Below are 18157 nucleotides of genomic sequence, written 5' to 3'. Positions count from 1 at the left end.
TTAACAATGAGAAGGGCAGGTTTAACCTGCCCTTTTTTTATCAGAACCACTTCAACTTATCGCGCAGACCCACAACGCGGCCAACAATGATCAGCGCCGGGCTTTGTACCTGCTCTGCCAGTTCACCCAACTGCGCTAAATCGCCGCTGACCACTTTTTGATTTACCGAGGTGCCGTTTTCCACCAGCGCCACCGGCATATCCGCCTGCATACCGTGTTCAATCAGCTGCGCCTGAATGGTTGCCGCCTGATTCAGCCCCATATAGAACACCAGCGTCTGCTTTTCTGCCGCCAGATTGGCCCAGTCCAGCTCGCCGCCGGTTTTCAGGTGGCCGGTAATCAGCCGCACGCTTTGCGCGTAATCGCGATGGGTTAACGGAATGCCGGAATAGGCCGAGCAGCCGGATGCCGCCGTGATGCCCGGCACCACGGAGAAGGGAATACCCGCGTGACACAAGGTTTCAAGCTCTTCACCGCCGCGCCCGAAAATAAAGGGATCGCCGCCTTTAAGACGCACAACGCGTTTGCCGCTTTGCGCCTCTCGCAGCAGGATTTGGTTAATCTCCTCCTGCGGCACGCAGTGAAAGCCCGCGCGTTTGCCCACAAATACCCGGTCGGCGTCGCGGCGCACCAGGTTCATGATCTCATCAGAAACCAGCCGGTCATACACCACCACATCTGCCTGCTGGATCTGCTGCAAACCTTTTAATGTCAGCAGCCCGGCATCGCCAGGACCTGCGCCCACCAGCACCACTTCGCCACGATTATCCAGCGGTTCGCAAAGCAACTGCTCGGTAATCTTGTCAACCGCGGCCATATCCTGGTTCGCCAGGGATTGGGCGAGGCGATCGTTAACAAACAGTTTTTCCCAGAAACGGCGACGCTCGCTCATGCTGGCAAACTGCTTTTTGACCCGGCTGCGCAACTGTCCGGCGAAACGGGCGACATGGCCTAAATGCTGCGGCAGCAGTGATTCAAGTTTTTCGCGCAGTAAACGGGCCAGCACCGGCGAGGTGCCGCCGGAGGAGACCGCCACCATCAGCGGCGAGCGATCGATAATCGACGGCATAATAAAGCTGGCCTGTTTCGGCGCGTCCACTACGTTGCAGAAGATACGGCGCTGCTCTGCCGCATCGCTGACGCGCTGATTCACTGCGTCGTTATCCGTTGCGGCAATCGCCAGCCAACACTCATCGAGCAGCGTTTCGCTGAAATCACCCATAACCAACGTTAGCATCCCCTCTTCGGCCCACGCGGTGAACTGCGGGACAAAAGAGAGGGCATTGACGGTAAGCCGTGCACCTGCATCCATTAACAGCCTGGCTTTACGTTCTGCAACATCACCACCGCCAACGAGCAAACACTGGCGATCGCGGAGCTGACAAAAAATTGGCAAATGGTCCACGACATTACCTCATCATTTTTAGTTATTGGCTGCAGGCTGGCCTGTTACGCGCTCTTGCGCGCAAGGGCGCTCACTTTTTGGCGTAGCATACCAGTAACCCAATCCCATAAATACTGCGCCTGAGAAAGTATTGCCCAGCGTTACCCACAGCAGATTGTGACCAATCCCGGAGAGGGTAAACGCTTCGTTGTGATGACCAAACCAGGAGAGGGCGAAGACCGTCATATTGGCGATGGAGTGCTCATAGCCCGAGGCGATAAACGCCAGCAGGCACCACCAGATGGCGAGGAATTTTGCTGCGCCTTCGGTACGGATTGCCATCCAGATTGCCAGACATACCAGCCAGTTACACAGCGCGCCTTTAAAGAACAGGACGGTGGCTGGAGCCGTGGTTTTTGCCAGCGCAGCCGTGTGCAGCAGGCTGGTGTCGACCGGCAGTAAACTGCCGCCGCCCCAGCAGTAGAGCAGGGCGACAAACACGGAACCGAGCAGGTTACCGAGCCAGGTCTGCGGCAGAATCGCCCACATTTGACCGTGGCTAATAGTGCCGGCTTTTACGCCTAATGTCAGAAACATGGTATGACCGGTAAACAGCTCGGAACCGGCGATAATCACCAGCGTTAAGGCAATCCCGAAGGTTGCGCCCATTACCAGCGGACGAACCGCCGGATCGAGCAGGTTGCCGAGGGTGAAAATCAGGATAATGCCAAGCCCTACATACGCGCCCGCCATGGCGGAGCTTATCCAGAAGCCCAGAGGATTTTGTGCGAAGAGGCGAGCGATGCGCGCAGCGTTAGCCGCGCACTTATTAATAGTGTCGGTAAACATAGTGTTGATTATCCAAAGTTAAAGAGAAAAGGTTTAAAAGAAAAATTAAAAGCGGGAGCATTGCGCCCCCGCAAAGGGGTTACGCTTTAATCTGTACTTCTCCCTCTTTCACGCGGACATCGAAGTGCGTGACAGAGCGGCTCTCATCTTCCATGCACAGGCCATCGCGCAGGCGGAAGCGTTGTTTTTTCAGCGGGCTGGCAACCCACAGTTCGCCCTGATGTTCAGCAATCAGGCCGCGAGAGAGTACGCTGGCCTGGAAAAACGGGTCGATATTGCTGATGGCGTACAGCTGATCATCATGACGCGGGCGGAAAATCGCGACCTGATGCTCTTTTACCAGCGCGCAGACGCCGGTTGCCGGGATGATGTCGTTGATGTTGCAAACGGTGTTCCACTGGCTCATGCGTTTTCCTCCACTAACACAACCGGAATACGTTCATACGGCGTTGCCGGGCGATGTTGCTGACGTTCTGGCACCACCTGCACGTTGGGATCGCGGCGGTCGCTATTGATAAAGTGTTTGAAGCGCTCCTGCGCGGCCGGGGTATTCACCGTTTCGGTCCATTCGCAGATAACCGCTTCACGCAGACGGGTCATTTCTTCTTCCAGCTGCGCGTCAAAGCCCAGTTTGTCATCAATAATCACGCTGCGCAGATAGTCGATGCCGCCTTCCATGCTTTCCAGCCAGGAAGCCGTACGTGTCAGTTTGTCAGCGGTACGGATGTAGAACATCATAAAGCGGTCGAGATAGTGCAGCAGAGTCTCGCGGTCGAGATCCGCCGCCAGCAGATCCGCGTGGCGCGGTTTCATACCGCCGTTACCGCAGACATACAGGTTCCAGCCTTTTTCCGTGGCGATAATGCCCACGTCTTTACCCTGTGCTTCCGCACATTCACGGGTACAGCCAGAGACGCCAAACTTCATTTTGTGCGGTGTACGAATGCCTTTGTAGCGGTTTTCCAGCTCGACGCCGAAGCCGACGCTGTCGCCCACGCCGTAACGGCACCAGGTTGAACCGACACAGGTTTTCGCCATGCGTAGCGCTTTCGCGTAAGCGTGACCGGTTTCGAAACCGGCGTTAATCAACTGACGCCAGATTTCCGGCAGGTCATCTTTTTGCGCGCCGAACAGGCCGATACGCTGGGAGCCGGTGATTTTGGTGTAGAGATTAAATTCACGGGCGATACGGCCCACTTCCATCAACCCTTCCGGGGTGATTTCGCCGCCCGCGGAGCGCGGGATGACGGAATAAGTGCCATCTTTCTGGATATTGGCGAGGAAGTTATCGTTGGTGTCCTGCAGCGGCGTGTGCTGCGGTTTCAGCACATACTCGTTCCAGCAGGAGGCCAGCAGAGAACCGACCGTCGGTTTACACACTTCACAGCCGTAACCTTTGCCGTATTTCGCCAGCAGTTCATCGAAGGATTTAATCCCTTCAACGCGGATCAGGTGGTACAGCTCCTGGCGCGAGTAAGCGAAGTGCTCGCACAGGTTATTAGTGATTTCGATACCCTGTTTCGCCAGCTCTGCGTTCAGCACCTGGGTGACCAGCGGGATACAGCCGCCGCAGCCGGTACCGGCTTTGGTTTCCGCTTTCAGCGCCGCAACGGTGTGGCAGCCTTTGTTAATAGCGCTAATCAGATCGCCTTTGGTCACGTCGAAGCAGGAGCAGATTTGCGCGCTATCCGGCAGTTTATCAACGCCGATTGACGGTTTACCGCCAGCCGCGTGGGCGGGCAGGATCAGCGCGTCGGGGTTTTCCGGCAGCTCAATAGCATTCAGTACCAGCTGCAGCAGGTTGCCGAAATCGCTGGTATCACCCACCAGCACGGCACCGAGCAGGGTTTTGTTATCCGGGCTGACAATCAGGCGTTTGTAGACTTCTTTGCTTTCGTCGAGATAGACGTAGCTGCGTGCGCCCGGCGTGCGGCCATGGGCATCGCCGATACCGCCAACATCAACGCCAAGCAGTTTCAGTTTGGCACTGAGATCGGCGCCTACAAAGGCGTTAGCCGTGCCGAGGATATGATCTACCGCGACCTGCGCCATTTTGTAGCCAGGTGCAACCAGGCCATACACGCGGTTGTTCCAGCTGGCGCACTCGCCGATAGCATAGATACTTGGGTCGGAAGTCTGGCAGCTATCGTTAATGACGATGCCGCCGCGCTGAGCCACTTCCAGCCCGCACTGGGTCGCCAGTTTGTCACGTGGGCGAATACCGGTGGAGAAGACGATAAAGTCGACTTCCAGCTCGCTACCGTCGGCGAAGCGCATGGTTTTACGCGCTTCAGTGCCTTCCTGCACGATCTCTTTGGTGTTCTTGCTGGTGTGCACGCGCACGCCCATGCTCTCAATTTTGCGCTTCAGCTGCTCGCCGCCCATGTTGTCGAGCTGTTCCGCCATCAGCATGGGCGCGAATTCGATCACGTGGGTTTCAACGCCTAAGTTTTTCAGCGCCCCGGCGGCTTCCAGACCGAGCAGGCCACCACCAACGACCGCACCGCGGCGGCTGCGGCGTGCGCAGGATTCAATGGCGTTCAAATCTTCAATGGTGCGGTACACGAAGCAGTCTTGCGTTTCGGAACCTTTAATAGGCGGGATCCAGGGGTAAGAGCCCGTTGCCATGATCAGCTTGTCGTAATAAACCGTGCGTCCGGCGCTGGAGTGGATCACTTTTTCCTGACGGTTGATAGTGATCGCACGTTCGCCAATCAGCACTTTAACGCCGTGTTTCTCATAAAATCCTTCACGCACCAGCGACAGCTCTTCAGCCGTATGGTGGGAGAAGTAGGAAGAGAGATGGACGCGGTCGTAGGCTTTACGCGGCTCTTCACAGAAGACGGTAATATCGAACTGGCTGGCTTCGGCTTTATCGAGGAGATCCTCAATAAAACGGTGGCCGACCATGCCATTACCGATTACAGCGAGTTTGACTTTGCTCATTTTTGCCTCGATATCTTTTCTATTACTGCCTACCTTAACGATTCAGCTTTGTGGGTTATTGATGTACATCAAATACACCTTCGCATACCACTTAATGAGTAGATCTTTGATTTTTAGTGGTTTTTCTAAGTTGCGGATATCACTGGTATTTATGGTTTGCGGAATTTCTGTACAAAAAATGAGGGTTTTTACTCCGGCGTCTGCTACAAATGAGCGCAGGGAAAAAAAGGGAGTAACGCTATGTCAGCAGCACCGCTTTGGTTAATTCAGAATGTGCATTTACCCGATCGCGACGGGTTATGGCAGATTGCCATTGAAAAGGGGCATTTTGGCGAAATCACCCCGATGGCTGAGACGCATAACGATAATATTGAAGCCCTGAATGCACGCGGTGGACTGGCGCTACCGCCCTTTGTCGAGCCGCATATTCATCTGGATACTACGCAGACCGCCGGAGAGCCGCACTGGAACCAATCCGGCACCCTGTTTGAAGGCATTGAGCGCTGGGCCGAACGCAAGGCGTTGTTGAGCCATGAAGATGTCAAAGCGCGCGCCTGGCAGACACTGAAGTGGCAAATGGCCAATGGCGTGCAGTTTGTGCGTACCCATGTTGATGTCTCCGATCCAAGTCTGACGGCGTTAAAAGCGATGCTGGAGGTCAAGGCGGAAGTTGCCCCGTGGATTGAGGTGCAAATTGTTGCCTTCCCGCAGGAGGGGATCCTCTCGTATCCTAACGGTGCCGCACTGCTTGAAGAGGCGCTCCAGCTTGGCGCGGATGTCGTGGGTGCCATCCCGCATTTTGAATTCACCCGTGAGTATGGCGTTGAGTCACTGCATATCGCTTTCGCGCTGGCGCAAAAATATGACCGCCCCCTCGATATCCACTGTGATGAAATCGATGATGAGCAGTCGCGTTTTGTCGAAACCGTTGCGGCGTTAGCGTTGAAAATGGGTATCGGCCCGCGCGTTACCGCCAGCCATACCACCGCCATGCACTCCTACAATGGCGCCTATACCTCGCGTCTATTTCGCTTATTAAAACTCTCCGGCATCAACTTTGTCGCTAACCCGCTGGTGAATATTCATTTGCAGGGGCGTTTTGACGATTATCCCAAACGTCGGGGTATTACGCGCGTAAAAGAGCTGCTGGCGGCGGATATCAACGTTTGTTTCGGTCATGATGACGTTTTTGATCCCTGGTACCCGCTCGGCACGGGCAATATGTTGCAGGTGCTGCATATGGGGCTGCATGTTTGCCAGTTGATGGGCTATCAGCAGATTACTGATGGGCTGCGGCTGATCACCGATAACAGCGCCAGAACCTGCGGATTAACCAAGTACGGTATTCAGACCGGGAATCCGGCCAATATGATTATCTTGCCCGTTGATAACGGTTTTGATGCGGTGCGCTGCCAGTCGCCGGTGCGCTGGTCGATTCGACAAGGGCGCATTATTGCTACTACCCAGCCCGCCCAAAGCTGGATAAAAGTAGATAACGGTGGCGAAGAAGTGCTATTTAATCGTCTGCGCCCCTGATGGGGAGAAAGCAGAACGGCACAGCAGGTTGTGAGCGGTGTGACGTTACATCTGGTACAAATTACGTAAAATTAGGTAAAAGGCTGGCCTGCTGGCTGACGGCTCTTTAGAATCAAGCAACTCGCTTTCTTTACTGCTCTTCGTTAAGGAAACCTTATGGTTAAATCGACTCTGGCGGCTGTTGCGGCTGTAATAGCCCTTTCTGCCTTTTCGTCTGCTGCGCTGGCGGCAAAAGGCGATCCTCATGTTCTGCTCACCACCTCCGCCGGCAACATCGAACTGGAGCTGAACAATCAGAAAGCCCCTGTGTCGGTGAAGAACTTCCTTGATTACGTCAATAACGGCTTCTATAACAACACCACCTTTCACCGCGTAATCCCGGGTTTTATGGTGCAGGGCGGCGGTTTTAACGAACAGATGCAGCAGAAGCAGCCTAATCCGCCGATTAAAAACGAAGCCGATAACGGTTTGCGTAATACGCGCGGCACCATTTCGATGGCGCGTACCGCCGATAAAGACAGCGCGACCAGCCAGTTCTTTATCAACGTTGCCGACAACGCATTCCTCGATCACGGTCAACGCGACTTTGGCTATGCGGTGTTTGGTAAAGTGGTGAAAGGCATGGACGTGGCCGATAAGATTGCCCAGCTACCGACGCACGATGTTGGGCCTTATCAGAATGTCCCGACCAAACCCGTCGTTATCCTCTCCGCGAAAGTGCTGCCCTAAGTTTCCCCGGCACGGGTCATTCGACCCGTGCTTCTTTAGCTTCCCGGCGTAACGTCCCATTTCTGCATATAATTTGGGCACAGATATGTGAAACAGGGAGGCGCAATGAAGAAAAAACTCACCGACCGGCAAAAATCCCGCCTTTGGGAGCAGCGACGCAATGCCAATTTTCAGGCCAGCAGACGGCTGGAAAACGTCGACAGCGAGCTGATAACGCTGAGTAGCGAGGAAGCCGAAGAGCGTCTTGCAGAACTGCGGAGGGAGTATGAGCGATAAATTTGGCGACGGACGCGATCCGTATCTCTATCCGGGTCTGAATGTGATGCGCAATGAGTTGGGCATCCGCCAGCCACAGCGGCTTGAACAGGCTGCCTGGCAGTTCACCGCCTTGCGCGCCGCAACCCTGGAGCTTGGCCCAATGGTGCGCGGTCTGCCGCATCTTTGTGCCATTCATCAGCATCTCTATCAGGATGTCTTCGACTGGGCCGGGCAGATCCGCGAAGTGGACATTTACGAGGGCGATACCCGTTTTTGCCATTTCGAATATATCGAAAAAGAGGGCAACGCCCTGATGCAGCAGCTCGAAGATGAAGAGTGGCTGTGCGGGCTGGAGAAAGAGGCGTTTGTTGAACGGCTGGCGCATTATTACTGTGAGATCAACGTGCTGCATCCGTTCCGCCTCGGCAACGGTATTGCCCAGCGCATCTTCTTCGAACAGCTGGCGCTCCATGCCGGTTTTACCCTCGACTGGCGTGATATCGACCCCGACCAATGGCGCGATGCCAACCAGACGGGCGCGATGGGCGATTTAGCACCGCTGGCTAACCTGTTTCATAAAGTGGTGAGCGAAGCCGTCGAAAGTGAGTAAACTAGGGCGGTCTGTCACTTCTGAGGCCGCTATGATCCTGCTTATCGACAATTACGACTCCTTTACCTGGAACCTGTATCAATATTTTTGTGAGCTCGGGGCACAGGTAGAGGTGCGGCGTAACGATGAGATAACCCTCGCGGATATCGCCGTGCTGGCGCCGCGCAAAATCGTGATATCGCCGGGCCCCTGCACGCCGGATGAGTCCGGCGTTTCGCTGGCGGTGATTCAACATTATGCGGGTAAATTGCCGATACTGGGCGTTTGCCTTGGCCATCAGGCGATTGCCCAGGTGTTTGGTGCCACTATTATTCGTGCGCAGCGAGTAATGCACGGCAAAACATCCCCCATCACCCATAACGCGACGGGCGTTTTCTGCGGGCTTAATAATCCGTTAACCGTCACCCGCTACCATTCGCTGTTAATCGATCCGCCTACGCTACCGGCGTGCTTTGAAGTCACCGCCTGGAGTGAAAGCGACGAGATTATGGGCATTCGTCACCGCGAGTGGGATCTGGAAGGGGTGCAGTTCCACCCGGAAAGCATTCTCAGCGAGCAGGGCCATCAGTTATTGAAAAACTTCCTCGATCGCTGATTTCAGGTTGCCATTCAGTGATTTTTTATGCATATTTCGTGATTATATTTTCACTATCAAAATCATCTATGACGGGATGGGCATTCGATGGCAACTCAGCAAGACGCGGTAACACGTGCAAACTTCGATGACGTTATTCTGCCAATTTACGCGCCGGCCGAGTTTATCCCGGTGAAGGGTAAAGGCAGCCGGGTGTGGGATCAGCAGGGTAAAGAGTACGTTGATTTTGCCGGGGGAATTGCGGTAACCGCGTTGGGACACTGTCATCCGGCGCTGGTGGAGACGCTAAAAACCCAGGGCGAAACGCTGTGGCACACCAGCAATGTCTTTACCAACGAACCCGCCTTACGCCTGGCACGTAAACTTATCGATGCCACCTTTGCCGAGCGCGTGGTGTTTATGAACTCCGGCACGGAAGCTAATGAAACGGCCTTTAAGCTGGCGCGTTTTTATGCATCTACTCGCCACAGCCCCTACAAAACGAAAATTATCGCCTTCCATAACGCTTTTCATGGACGCTCGCTGTTTACCGTCAGCGTCGGCGGTCAGCCGAAATATTCCGACGGCTTTGGCCCTAAACCGGCGGATATTATCCATGTGCCGTTTAACGATCTCCATGCCGTTAAAGCGGTGATGGACGATCACACTTGCGCGGTGGTGGTAGAGCCGATTCAGGGCGAAGGTGGAGTGACTGCCGCGACGCCGGAATTCCTCACAGGCCTGCGCGAGCTGTGCGATAAACATGACGCGCTGCTGGTGTTTGATGAAGTGCAGTGCGGCATGGGCCGCAGCGGCGAGCTGTTTGCCTATATGCACTATGGCGTTACGCCGGATATTCTCACCAGCGCCAAAGCCCTCGGCGGCGGTTTTCCCATTAGCGCGATGCTGACTACTCATGACATCGCCAGCGTGTTCCACGCCGGTTCCCACGGTTCTACCTACGGCGGCAATCCGCTGGCCTGCGCCGTTGCCGGTACGGCATTTGATATTATTAACACGCCGCAGGTGCTGAACGGCGTGCAGGAAAAACGTCAGCTGTTTGTGCAGCATTTACACCAAATTAGCGATAAATTCGACCTGTTCCGCGACATTCGCGGTATGGGGTTGTTGATTGGCGCAGAGTTGACGCCGAAGTATCACGGCCGCGCGCGCGATTTCCTCTATGCCGCTGCTGACGCAGGGGTGATGGTATTGAACGCAGGGCCGAATGTGATGCGCTTTGTCCCCTCGCTGATTATCGAGGCGCAGGATATTGAGGAAGGGATGAAACGCTTTACCGACGCGGTCGCAAAGGTCGTTAACGGTTAAGCCTGCGATTAAGCCAGATACCGTGATGCGGGCGCTGACGCCACGCCACCGACGAAATGGTGTGCATGGTGTTCAGATGCCCGATAACACGCTGCAAGTGCTGCTCAAGCGTGCTCATTGGCCCGTGCGTAAGGGTTTCAGGCGCTTCCAGAATATTCACATCGCCGGAATCCCCCGGCCCGTCATACTCCAGCCGCTGCTGACAGCGCTGCAGGCCAATTTCGCAGGCTTGTAAATAACGCTGCGCCAGGTCCGGCGTAAGCATCGTATGTTCACGCGCCAGCGTCGTCATCGCATTAATATGCTCGACGATAAACTGGCTGTGAGTGACCCATAATTTCATATCCGCCAGATAGCGTGTATTGAATCCCGGCTCCTGCATCGCCTGGTTAAGGGAGTTAAATAAGGCGTTATGGGCCTGATTAACGCGCATACGTTGCCAGGCCAGCGGTGTTGGCTCCGGGTTATCGCTTAAGATCAGGCGAATTGCCTGCTGATCCATTTCCAGCGCATCGTGGGCATTCTGGCGCAGTAAACCGCTTTGCCACTGCGGCCACAGCCAGACTATACCGCCGAAGGCAATCAGGCAGCCAATCAGCGTATCAATCAGCCGGGTGACGATAAACTCTTCACCATTGAGCGTCAGCAACTGCAGGGTATAGACGGCGGTGATAGTAAAACCTACCATCGCCCAGCCGTAGTTTTTGCGAATAATCAGGTAGCTTATCAGGGTGATTACCAGCATCGTCGCCAGCGTAAAACCGAGCGGAACGTGGAAGTGGAGTGTCGCTCCGGCAACCACCAAACCCGCGAACGTACCGGCTGCCCGATGCAGGATACGCACGCGCGTGGCACCATAACCGTTTTGCGTCACAAACATAATCGTCATCAGGATCCAGTAGGGCTTCGGCAAATCCAGTGCGATACCCATCAGGCTGCCGATACTGAGCATTACGCTGATCCGTGCCGCATTACGCAGCGCGGCGGACTTAAACGATAAGTAGCTTTTCAGCGCCTGGAAAAGTGGTAAGCGACGCTCTTTTTCCTCCATCAGATCGCGCGTATAGAGCGGGCGCTGAGTCTGCAGTACGCGGGCGATATGGCTAAAATGCCATGCGCAAAACTGTCCAACGGGATTATCCGGATGCTGACGGGCGATTTTTTCCAGCGCGCCAATTTGTGCTTCCATCGTAAAGTGCGTGGGGTAGCGATGATAAAGAATATCATCCGCCACCACGCGCAGGCGGGCGGCAACGGTTTGCGCGTTCCAACGGATCACCTGTTCGGCGCGGGTTTGTTCCACCAGCTTTTGCACCTCTGCGGGATGGTGCAGACTTACGGAGATGTGCTCTTGTAGATCTAAACCCATTTGAAAAACGCGCAGCAGCGGTTTGTAATCGTTATTTTGATTGGCGGCCAGCATATGCAGTTGCTGATAGCACTGGCTTATCATATCCACTGCCATTTGTTGACGAGAAAGCAGAGGCGGCAGCGCGGTTTCCGGATCGACGTGCTGCGTTAGCAGGCTATATTTTGCCTCGCAGTAATCCGCCAGTTGCCGATAGAGCAGGCTCAGGGATTCACGCAGCGGCTGCTCTCGCCACAGCCAGAACCAAAACCAGTTGAACAGTCCATACCACAGCGTACCCAGCACATAAATAAGCAGCGGTTGCCATACCGGCATAGTACCGGCGAGACTCAAGGTAAAGATGGCGGCAATCAGTGACGCGGGTAACAGACGACCGTGTAACGCGCTGATTTCAGCGGTAATGCCTAAAACCAGCGTCAAACCGATAAAGATAATCGGCAAGGGAAGATTTTCTGCCAACAGGAGCTGAACGGTGAGGCTGCTGCCGGCAAACAGCGTTCCGCCGACGATAAGTCGCTTAAAGAAGCGTTGGTGAGGAGTATCAAGACCGGCCATGTTGCAGCAGGCGGGAACGAGAGAAAATAGCAGACCTTGTTGCAGATGACCGAGCACAAGCCCGATTGACACAGGGAGACACAACACCAGCGTTTGCCGCAGTGCATAGTTGACTTCCGGATGGTAAATCAGCCTGCGCCACATGAGGAAGGAGAACGACGCAGCGGTGATGCTGCGCCGTTAGACGGATTAACGCGTTCCGTAAACTACGATGGTTTTACCGTGGGCGGAAATCAGATTCTGATCTTCCAGCATTTTCAGAATACGGCCCACCGTTTCGCGGGAACAACCAACGATCTGACCGATTTCCTGACGAGTAATTTTAATTTGCATGCCGTCCGGGTGGGTCATTGCGTCCGGCTGTTTTGCCAGGTTCAACAGCGTTTGTGCGATACGACCGGTTACGTCCAGGAAGGCCAGGTTGCCTACTTTTTCTGACGTCACCTGCAGACGACGCGCCATCTGCGAAGAGAGACGCATCAGGATGTCCGGGTTAACCTGGATTAACTGACGAAATTTTTTATAGGAGATTTCGGCCACTTCACAGGCAGTTTTAGCGCGTACCCATGCACTACGCTCCTGACCCTCTTCGAACAAGCCCAGTTCACCAATAAAATCTCCCTGGTTAAGGTAAGAGAGGATCATCTCTTTACCCTCTTCATCCTTGATTAGCACTGCCACTGAGCCTTTAACGATGTAATACAGCGTTTCCGCTTTTTCACCCTGGTGAATTAGCGTGCTCTTCGACGGGTACTTATGAATGTGGCAATGAGACAAGAACCATTCAAGCGTCGGGTCTGTTTGTGGTTTGCCAAGCACCATGCGCGATTATCCTCTGTTATAAGCTGTCTCCAGACACAGGATGAACCCCTGCGTCCAGGGTTGCAATCTAAGCTTTCCGCTTCCTGGGAAATGGACCGTCAGCGTCATCTGCGGTCTCAAAAGTATGATGTCCTTTGCGTACATGCATAAAACTCTATGTATCTCTGTAGCATCCCGATTGTTTTAGCATAGCTTTATCCGTGTGTCTCCTGGTGTCTCGCTTCAGCATGACCCAGGTCGCCTTCCGTTGCGAGTTTTGTTATGTACGCGTAATCTGTAAAGAAATTTGTCACTGCGGAGTGAATAAAATGCAGGCACGTGTGAAATGGGTTGAAGGGTTAACCTTCCTGGGTGAGTCCGCTTCGGGCCATCAGATTCTGATGGATGGCAACTCCGGCGACAAAGCGCCAAGCCCGATGGAAATGGTGCTGATGGCGGCAGGCGGCTGTAGCGCTATTGATGTCGTCTCAATTTTGCAAAAAGGGCGTCAGGAGGTGACCGATTGCGAAGTGAAACTCACTTCAGAGCGTCGCGAAGAAGCTCCCCGCTATTTTACTCACATCAACCTGCATTTTATCGTCACCGGCAAAGAGCTGAAAGACGCGGCGGTTTCCCGCGCGGTAGACCTTTCAGCCGAGAAGTATTGCTCCGTGGCGCTGATGCTGGAAAAGGCGGTAAACATCACGCACTCTTACGAAGTTATCGAAGCCTGATCCCAAAAGCCCGGTGGCGCGCGGCGTACCGGGCTTCTGTATTACTTAATTTTTTTGCCTTCCATCAGCCTTTGCACCAGCGGCGTCATAATCAACTCCATCGCCAACCCCATTTTCCCGCCCGGTACCACTAACGTATTGATGTGCGAGATAAACGAACCCTGCAACATTGCCAGTAGCCATGGGTAATCAATCCCTTCCAGATTACGAAAGTGAATGACCACAAAACTTTCATCCAGCGACGGAATGCCTTTTGCGGCAAAAGGATTGGAGGTATCCACCGTCGGTACGCGCTGGAAGTTGATGTGCGTGCGGGAGAACTGCGGCGTAATAAAGTTGATGTAATCTTCCATCGAACGCACGACGGAATCCATCACCGCTTCACGAGAATGCCCGCGCTCGCTGGTATCGCGTACCAGTTTTTGGATCCACTCCAGATTGACAATCGGCACTACGCCGACGAGTAAATCCACATGCCGTGCGACATCGTTATGCGGCGTGACTACGCCACCGTGCAGCCCTTCGTAAAACAGCACATCGGTCGGCTCCGGCAATGGCTGCCAGGGGGTAAATGTGCCGGGCACCTGATTCCACGGTACGGCTTCATCATAAGTATGCAGATATTTGCGCGCCTGGCCTTTGCCGCTCTGGCCGTACTCATGAAAGGTTTGTTCCAGCAGCGGAAAATCATTGGCTTCCGGGCCGAAATAGCTCACATGCCGTCCCAGATCGCGGGCTTTACGGATAGCCATATCCATTTCCGGGCGGGTATAACGGTGGAAGCTGTCACCTTCCACCTCGGCCGCATGCATATTGAGCTGGGCGAAGATTTTACGGAAGGCGAGGCTGGTAGTGGTGGTTCCCGCGCCGCTGGAGCCCGTGACGGCAATAACCGGATGTTTGGCGGACATAGCAACTCCCTGAATAAACGATTGTTTTCAGTATAGCCAGCCGCCTTAAAGCCTGTTAGTCGTGAAACTGCCCGCGCGGCATAATATTGACCGTCTCGTGCAGTTCCGACCACACCAGCACGGCTTCGCCGCGTTGCAGCTGTCGTTTAACATCGGCGACCTTTTGCTCAAGTGAACGCTCATGTTCACCATAATCAGTGCCTTCGCGCAAGACAAAGCTCTCAATCAGGTTGTCCAGCGTCTGCGGGTCAATCTCTTGCCAGGGAATAATCATCGTCTTTCCAGATAAGTGGATAACCAGGCCGGAATGCGTTTTTCCAGCCACATTTCCGGGCGACGTAAGGTACCGCCGACAAACCCGACGTGGCCGCCGTGATCCGTCAGCTGATACTCAATATTAGACGGTAGATGTCCGCTATCCGGGATGACATGGTGATCCATAAACGGGTCGTCTTTCGCGTGGATGATCAGCATCGGTTTGCGAATGTCCGGCAATACCGGCATCGCGCTGCAGCGGCGATAATAGTCCAGCGCGTCGGCAAAACCATGGATTTTGGCGGTAATCAGATCGTCAAACTCGCGGATACGACGTAATTTACGCAGCGCAGGCAAGGTGGTGGGCAGCGAGCCGGGGTAAGCACGCAGTTTGCGTGCGGCATTGGCTTTCAACAGATTGAGCAAATAGTGCTGATAGACCCGAGAAAAGCCTTTATCCATATGCGCGCTGCAGGCTTCCAGCACCAGCGGTGCAGAGACAATGACCGCTGCATCGACAGGTAAATCATCATCCGCTTTCGCCAGTAAACAGCCGAGCATATTCCCGCCCAGCGAGTAACCCACCGCCGCAGTGGGTGCCGGGCCGAACTCCTCACGTAGCCACTGTAAAAACCAGGTGCCATCCTCGGTTTCACCGGAGTGATAAATACGGTTCAGGCGATTTGGAATCCCACTACAGCCGCGAAAATGCATCACCACGCCAAGCCAACCGCGCTGTTTCGCCGCATGTATTAATCCGTGCGCGTAGGGGCTGTGCAGGCTTCCTTCAAGGCCGTGAAACACCACCAGCCGCGGCTTGTGTTTCGCCTGACGCGGCTCTTCACTCCATGCCAAATCAACGAAGTCGCCATCCGGTAACTCAAGGCGCTGCCACCAGGGATCGAACTGCAGGCGACGGCGCAAAATGCGTGGCAGCATCGTTTGCAGATGCGGATTACGCGCACCCGGCATCGGATGAAAGAGATGTGTCTCTTCCATCGGATTATGGAAATTTGCAGGGGTTATGTCTGCCATCATGTCAATAAACGTAAGGAACCAGGCAATGATTATACTTGCTAATAAATAGGCTGTTTAATACTTTGCTGCTGTTGTAACGTATAGCTGCTTGTATTTGCGTCAATATTTTTTTTAAAAGCAGATGATTTCAGACAAACTGCTGCCTATTTTTTTGAACAATAAGGATGTTTAAGGTGACGGATATTACCTCGCACGAACTTGCCACATCTCCACAGCAAAGCCCCGTTATTAACGATCTGCCCGGCAATGAAACATTAACCCTGGCTGAAAAAGAAGAAATGAATAGAATTTTCAGCGAGATAAATATCTACGATCCGATTTCTTCGCTCTCGTTTGGCGCGAAAACCATGAACCAAATTTCTCAATTTTCTGACGCGTTAATGCAGGAAGTACGGGCCAAAGACGCAGGTGTGATTGGCGGGCAACTGACCGATCTGCTTCAGAAAATCAAAAAAGTGGATATCAGCGCTCTTGAGCAAAAGCCGGGTCTGCTTGCCTCGCTTCCGTTGCTGGGATCGTTATTTAATCGTATTGAACGCACGATGCTTGAGTACCAGACGCTGGCGCAGCAGGTCGATACCATTACAGGCAAACTCAATCAGGCAATGGTCGAACTGCTGCGTAATCTTTCGATGCTGGAGATCCTTTTTGAACGTAACCGGGATGTTTTCCAACAAATCACGCTACATCTGGTTGCGGGTAAGCAAAAGCTTGAGGAAATTAAGCAGAACGAGTTACCTGCAATGCAAGCTCAGGCAACAGCCAGTCCGTTGGATGCGCAGCGTTTACGTGATCTTCTTGACGGAATCCAGCGTTTCGAGCGTCGTTTACATGATTTGATGTTGTCACGCACCATTGCCATGCAAAGCGCACCGCAAATCCGTCTTATGCAAAGTAACAGCCAGTCACTGGCGGAAAAGATCCAGAGCAGCATTCTTTCGACCATCCCCATCTGGAAAAACCAGATCGCATTGTCAATGTCCCTGCAAACTCATCGCCGTGCCGCGAAGCTGCAAAAAGACGTTGCTGATACCACGAATGATTTACTGCGTCGTAATGCCGAAATGTTGCAAACCGGCACCATAGATACGGCCCGCGAAGTAGAACGCTCAGTCGTGGATATTGAAACACTGCGAGAAGTCCAGTCGCGGTTACTCAACACACTCGAAGAGTCTGTCAAAATTGCCGCTGATGCCCGGACGCGTCGCGCTGAAGTCGAAAAAGAGCTTATCTCTATGGAAGATCAAATGCGCAGTCGATTGGCGAGCATCGCCGGTAGTAATGGTGGGCAGGCTTAAGACAGGGAAACGTCATGTTAAAAAAGCTAGCAAATGCTTTAGATAAAATCAGTTGCAGCATATGGATGCGTATTATCCTTCACTGCATTCTTTTTATTTGTGCATCGGTTTTTTCTATTAAAACCAGCGAGTATGTCAGCGAGGTACTCCCTGGAATAGTCTCTGAAACCGGTTGGGTGGGGGCGTTATTGTTTCTCAACTGGATGGCTTTTTCTATTTTGTGCAGGGGACTTCTTTTTGATCGTCCCGCTTTAGGGTTGGGTGCGTCAGCGGGAATCGTATGGTTATTCTTTGGCGATGCAGCGGCAATGCCTTTTTGGGCGGCAACCATGACGCTGCTCTATCACCTGTATCGCAGCCGGCGTAACGTCAGGGCCATTCATTTTTGGTATCTTTTTTTAGGGATCGGTGCGTTCGTAGCTTATAGGAAACTTTATTCTTTCACCGCACATCCGGTTTACCTTTCACTCTTTATCCTGCTGCCCGCTGCGTATTATTTTATTAAATATGTATTGCAGAACGTTGAGGCACGTAAACAGCGCCAACAACAGGCGATGCAAGAAAATCTCACATGTGAACGTGAGGCAAAAGATGCAATAGTGCGAATGATTTTCCAACTGGAACGTATCGACGATTTACCTGCGCTTCTGCAAAGTGAGCTACGTGGCATTACCCGCTACGCCAGTATGATTGAAAAGTGCATGCGGGAAGATAAAAGGGATGAGGTGGCGGGGCGGCAATTTCTTGAGCGCTACTTGCCAATGGTCGAGATGGTTGTGACTAAAGGGGCTTCACTTTCGCTGCAATTACCTACTGATAAGCAAGAACAGGCTTTCAATGAGCAACTCGCCGCATTACAAAAGCTCACTCATGCCTTTTATGAGAAACACCAGGAGCTGTTAATAAACGATCAAACCGATTTGCAAACGGAACTTTCTACGCTGGATAAAATGTTAAAAACCGACGGGTACAGTAAATAAC

18 protein-coding genes are annotated in these 18157 nt (G+C 53.4%); 9 read left to right on the top strand and 9 right to left on the bottom strand.

Annotated elements, in window-relative coordinates; genetic code table 11:
- Positions 1-40: 40 nt before the first annotated feature.
- The 4 genes from cysG to nirB all read right to left on the bottom strand — a co-directional run bounded on the left by cysG (position 41) and on the right by nirB (position 5179).
- The gene (cysG, locus tag RW65_RS15620) at positions 41-1405 is read right to left on the bottom strand and encodes a siroheme synthase CysG (protein WP_039057705.1); all 1365 of its coding nucleotides are present in this window, start codon (positions 1403-1405) and stop codon (positions 41-43) included.
- A gap of 18 nt (positions 1406-1423) precedes the next feature.
- Entirely contained in the window at positions 1424-2233 is an 810-nt protein-coding gene (nirC, locus tag RW65_RS15615) for a nitrite transporter NirC (RefSeq protein WP_039057704.1), read from the bottom strand.
- A 79-nt stretch (positions 2234-2312) separates the two neighbouring features.
- Complete coding sequence (gene nirD, locus RW65_RS15610; RefSeq protein WP_039057703.1) at positions 2313-2639, bottom strand: nitrite reductase small subunit NirD; 327 nt, start codon at positions 2637-2639, stop codon at positions 2313-2315.
- A complete protein-coding gene (gene nirB / locus RW65_RS15605) occupies positions 2636-5179 on the bottom strand; it encodes a nitrite reductase large subunit NirB (protein ID WP_039057702.1) in 2544 nt (847 codons plus the stop codon). Before nirB ends, nirD begins: the two co-directional genes overlap by 4 nt.
- A 240-nt stretch (positions 5180-5419) precedes the next feature.
- Between nirB and RW65_RS15600 the strand changes: the two genes are divergently transcribed.
- The 6 genes from RW65_RS15600 to argD all read left to right on the top strand — a co-directional run bounded on the left by RW65_RS15600 (position 5420) and on the right by argD (position 10215).
- Positions 5420-6715, top strand: a complete 1296-nt coding sequence (locus RW65_RS15600; RefSeq protein WP_039057701.1) for a cytosine deaminase — start codon at positions 5420-5422, stop codon at positions 6713-6715.
- Between the two features lie 156 nt (positions 6716-6871).
- Positions 6872-7444: a peptidylprolyl isomerase A gene (gene ppiA / locus RW65_RS15595; RefSeq protein WP_039057700.1), complete on the top strand. Its 573-nt coding sequence runs from the start codon at positions 6872-6874 to the stop codon at positions 7442-7444.
- A 105-nt stretch (positions 7445-7549) separates the two neighbouring features.
- The gene (ficA, locus tag RW65_RS22125) at positions 7550-7720 is read left to right on the top strand and encodes a FicA/YhfG family antitoxin (protein WP_072037775.1); all 171 of its coding nucleotides are present in this window, start codon (positions 7550-7552) and stop codon (positions 7718-7720) included.
- Positions 7710-8312 (top strand): putative adenosine monophosphate-protein transferase Fic, encoded by a 603-nt coding sequence (locus RW65_RS15590; RefSeq protein ID WP_039057699.1) that lies wholly within the window; start codon positions 7710-7712, stop codon positions 8310-8312. Before ficA ends, RW65_RS15590 begins: the two co-directional genes overlap by 11 nt.
- 31 nt (positions 8313-8343) lie before the next feature.
- The gene (pabA, locus tag RW65_RS15585) at positions 8344-8907 is read left to right on the top strand and encodes an aminodeoxychorismate synthase component 2 (RefSeq protein WP_039057698.1); all 564 of its coding nucleotides are present in this window, start codon (positions 8344-8346) and stop codon (positions 8905-8907) included.
- A gap of 87 nt (positions 8908-8994) precedes the next feature.
- Positions 8995-10215, top strand: a complete 1221-nt coding sequence (gene argD, locus RW65_RS15580; RefSeq protein WP_039057697.1) for a bifunctional acetylornithine/succinyldiaminopimelate transaminase — start codon at positions 8995-8997, stop codon at positions 10213-10215.
- Here the strand turns inward: argD and RW65_RS15575 are convergent.
- Together RW65_RS15575 and crp are read right to left on the bottom strand one after the other, a co-directional pair.
- Entirely contained in the window at positions 10205-12283 is a 2079-nt protein-coding gene (locus RW65_RS15575; RefSeq protein WP_039057696.1) for a YccS/YhfK family putative transporter, read from the bottom strand. The genes argD and RW65_RS15575 overlap by 11 nt on opposite strands.
- A gap of 45 nt (positions 12284-12328) precedes the next feature.
- Entirely contained in the window at positions 12329-12961 is a 633-nt protein-coding gene (gene crp / locus RW65_RS15570) for a cAMP-activated global transcriptional regulator CRP (protein ID WP_000242758.1), read from the bottom strand.
- A gap of 308 nt (positions 12962-13269) precedes the next feature.
- On the opposite strand from crp, the gene RW65_RS15565 reads away from it, so the two are divergent.
- Positions 13270-13674, top strand: coding sequence for an OsmC family protein (locus tag RW65_RS15565; RefSeq protein ID WP_039057695.1), 405 nt, complete (start codon positions 13270-13272; stop codon positions 13672-13674).
- A 41-nt stretch (positions 13675-13715) separates the two neighbouring features.
- On the opposite strand, the gene RW65_RS15560 is transcribed toward RW65_RS15565, so the two are convergent.
- Genes RW65_RS15560 through RW65_RS15550 form a run of 3 tightly spaced genes read right to left on the bottom strand, consistent with a single transcriptional unit; the run spans position 13716 to position 15875 of the window.
- The gene (locus tag RW65_RS15560; protein WP_039057694.1) at positions 13716-14585 is read right to left on the bottom strand and encodes a phosphoribulokinase; all 870 of its coding nucleotides are present in this window, start codon (positions 14583-14585) and stop codon (positions 13716-13718) included.
- 55 nt (positions 14586-14640) lie between these two features.
- Positions 14641-14859 (bottom strand): YheU family protein, encoded by a 219-nt coding sequence (locus tag RW65_RS15555; protein ID WP_039057693.1) that lies wholly within the window; start codon positions 14857-14859, stop codon positions 14641-14643.
- On the bottom strand, positions 14856-15875 hold the full coding sequence (locus RW65_RS15550) for a hydrolase (RefSeq protein ID WP_039057869.1): 1020 nt from the start codon (positions 15873-15875) through the stop codon (positions 14856-14858). The genes RW65_RS15555 and RW65_RS15550 overlap by 4 nt, the downstream gene beginning before the upstream one ends.
- 176 nt (positions 15876-16051) lie before the next feature.
- Between RW65_RS15550 and RW65_RS15545 the strand changes: the two genes are divergently transcribed.
- Together RW65_RS15545 and RW65_RS15540 are read left to right on the top strand one after the other, a co-directional pair.
- On the top strand, positions 16052-17176 hold the full coding sequence (locus RW65_RS15545) for a toxic anion resistance protein (RefSeq protein ID WP_039057692.1): 1125 nt from the start codon (positions 16052-16054) through the stop codon (positions 17174-17176).
- Between the two features lie 14 nt (positions 17177-17190).
- Positions 17191-18156, top strand: a complete 966-nt coding sequence (locus tag RW65_RS15540; RefSeq protein WP_039057691.1) for a 5-bromo-4-chloroindolyl phosphate hydrolysis family protein — start codon at positions 17191-17193, stop codon at positions 18154-18156.
- Position 18157: the final 1 nt, after the last annotated feature.

It is taken from the genome of Enterobacter sp. Bisph1 (assembly GCF_000814905.1).
GTDB lineage: Bacteria > Pseudomonadota > Gammaproteobacteria > Enterobacterales > Enterobacteriaceae > Kosakonia.
This window is presented reverse-complemented; position numbering and strand designations above follow the sequence as displayed.